This window comes from Pseudomonas sp. P5_A2_2, from assembly GCF_054177685.1.
In genome coordinates this window covers 1-2442 of sequence record NZ_JBGCUL010000693.1, presented here as the reverse complement: position 1 = coordinate 2442, position 2442 = coordinate 1, and the positions used below count along the sequence as shown (strand labels likewise).

Below are 2442 nucleotides of genomic sequence, written 5' to 3'. Positions count from 1 at the left end.
TTTCTACCACGCGTTGAAAGGCCTGCCGACTGTCGCGCCTGCCGGTGGCGAAGCCTTCGTCGAGCGTTTCACCCAGGTGATGAACGACGACTTCGGCACGCCGGAAGCCTGCGCGGTGCTGTTCGAGATGGTCCGCGAGATCAACCGCCTGCGCGAGAGTGATCTGAACGCAGCGGCCGGTCTGGCAGCCCGTTTGAAAGAACTGGCCAGCGTGCTGGGTGTGTTGCAGCTCGAGGCCGATGACTTCCTGCAGGCCGGTGCCGAAGGGCGCGTGGATGCCGCTGAAGTCGAGGCGCTGATCGCTGCGCGCCTGGCGGCACGTGCCGGCAAGGACTGGGCTGAATCCGACCGCATCCGCGACCAACTCACCGCCATGGGCGTGGTGCTGGAAGACGGCAAGGGCGGCACGACCTGGCGTCTGGCGGACTGATAGTTTTGCTTGTTACAGACAAAACCCGCCTAGTGCGGGTTTTTGTTTATGGGGTTGGACTCCAGGCTTGTGTTGACAGGGCTGACGCCTTCGCGAGCAGGCTCGCTCCTACATTGGATTTTCGTAATGTCTGAATGTGGTGTGCGACGCAGATCCCCTGTGGGAGCGAGCTTGCTCGCGATGGTCTCAAGCCAAACACCGCCAGTGCGGCCAACCTGTCATTCAGTCTGCCGCAACCGCTTGTAAAGGGTATTGCGGCTAACGCCCAGTCTGCGGGCGAGATACGAAATGTTCCCCCCAACCGCCTGCAACTGCCGGTTCAAATCCTCGGCATCATTCAGGTCCACGGCCAACGGCTCTGGCGCCTCCACCGGCTCCATTTCCAGATCGACAAAAAAATCATCCGGCAAATGTTCCGGTCGTACTGGTTGTTCTTCGGCCATCGCCAACGCCACCTGCATCACGCTGCTGACCTGGCGCAAATTGCCCGGCCATGGGTGGCGGTCGAACAGCTCTAATACTTCGCGGCTTAGGCCCGCCCACTGGCTCGGTTCGCGGTGCTGTTCCCACAGGCGCTTGAACAGAGCTTCTTTATCACTGCGTTCCCTGAGCGGCGGCAACTCCAGGGTCAAGCCGCCGATCCGGTAATACAGATCCTCACGAAACCGCCCCAACTGAACCTGCTCGCGCAGCACATGATTGGTTGCGGAAATGATGCGGATGTCCACCGGGAACAACTCACTGCTGCCCACCGGTTGCACGCAACGCTCCTGCAATACCCGCAGTAACCGCGCTTGGGTAGGCAGCGGCATGTCACCGATTTCGTCGAGAAACAGCGTGCCTTTGTCAGCCTTGCGGATCAGACCAATACTGCCTTTCTGGTTGGCCCCAGTGAACGCGCCTTTCTCATAACCGAACAACTCGGACTCCACCAATTCGGCGGGAATCGCCGCACAGTTGACGGCAATGAACGCTTGTTTGCTGCGCGAGCTGGCCTGGTGCAGCGCTTTGACGAACACTTCCTTGCCGACCCCGGTTTCGCCGTGGATCAGCAAGGGAATATCTTTTTCCAGCAAGCGCTCGGCCTGACGCACGGCCTTTTCCACGCGGCTGTCGCCGAAGTGCAGGGTGTTGAGGCTGATGGCCGCGGGAGCAGCTACAACCKGCTCGGCGAATACTCGGGGTTGAATTGATGCCTGTTTCGGCCGCTTCAACAGGCACTGGAAGCGGTTGCGCCCAGAGGTTTGCAAGGCGAAGGGCAGGCCTTCGGGCTGGTTCAGCAACTCCAGCAGCGAGACCTTGAACAGGCTTTCGACACTGACCCGCGACAGGCTGATGCCCAGCAGATTGTCGGCCCTGCGGTTCGCCGACAGCACCTGGCCGCTTTCATCGAAGATCAGCAACCCCGCCCACTGGCTGTCGAGGTTGTTCAGGCCGGTATTGAACGTCAACTGGAAATGCTGGCCATGGAACAGGTTGAGGATCAGCCGGTTTTCCACGGTCTGGCTCATCATCTTGACCATGCCCAGGGTGTGGGAGGGTGGCAGGTAGCTGTCGCTGGACACGTCCAGCACCGCGATCACCTTGCGCTCGGCATCGAAAATCGGCGCGGCGGAACCGGTCATGAAGCGGTTGGCCTTGAGGAAATGTTCGTCGTGCTCGATGTGTACCGCTTGTTCACAGGCCAGGGCGGTGCCAATGGCGTTGGTGCCGCTGCAGCGCTCCATCCAGCTGGCGCCGGCGCTGAACCCCCGGGCCAGTTTGGGTTCGATAAAGCGCTGTGTACCCCACGACGTGAGCACCTGGCCCTGATGGTCGGCGAGCATGATCAGGCAATTGGAGTTGCTCAGGATGTTCTCGTAGTAGGGCAGCACTTCCTGGTGGGTGGTTTGCACCAGTGAATGCTGGCTCTCCAGCAATTGCGCAATTCCCGCGGCCGGCAATTGGTCGAATGCCGGCGCGCTCTGATGGCTGAGGCCAAACGCGCGGCAACGGGACCAGGAGTCCTGGAT

General features: G+C 60.7%; 2 protein-coding genes. One reads left to right on the top strand and one right to left on the bottom strand.

Annotation, left to right across the window (positions count from 1 at the left end):
• Positions 1-430, top strand: a 430-nt coding sequence (locus ACXRVY_RS24360; protein ID WP_458238459.1) for a DALR domain-containing protein, incomplete at its 5' end; no start/stop codon positions are given.
• 218 nt (positions 431-648) lie between these two features.
• Here the strand turns inward: ACXRVY_RS24360 and ACXRVY_RS24355 are convergent.
• Positions 649-2442, bottom strand: a 1794-nt coding sequence (locus ACXRVY_RS24355) for a sigma-54-dependent Fis family transcriptional regulator (protein ID WP_458238458.1), incomplete at its 5' end; no start/stop codon positions are given.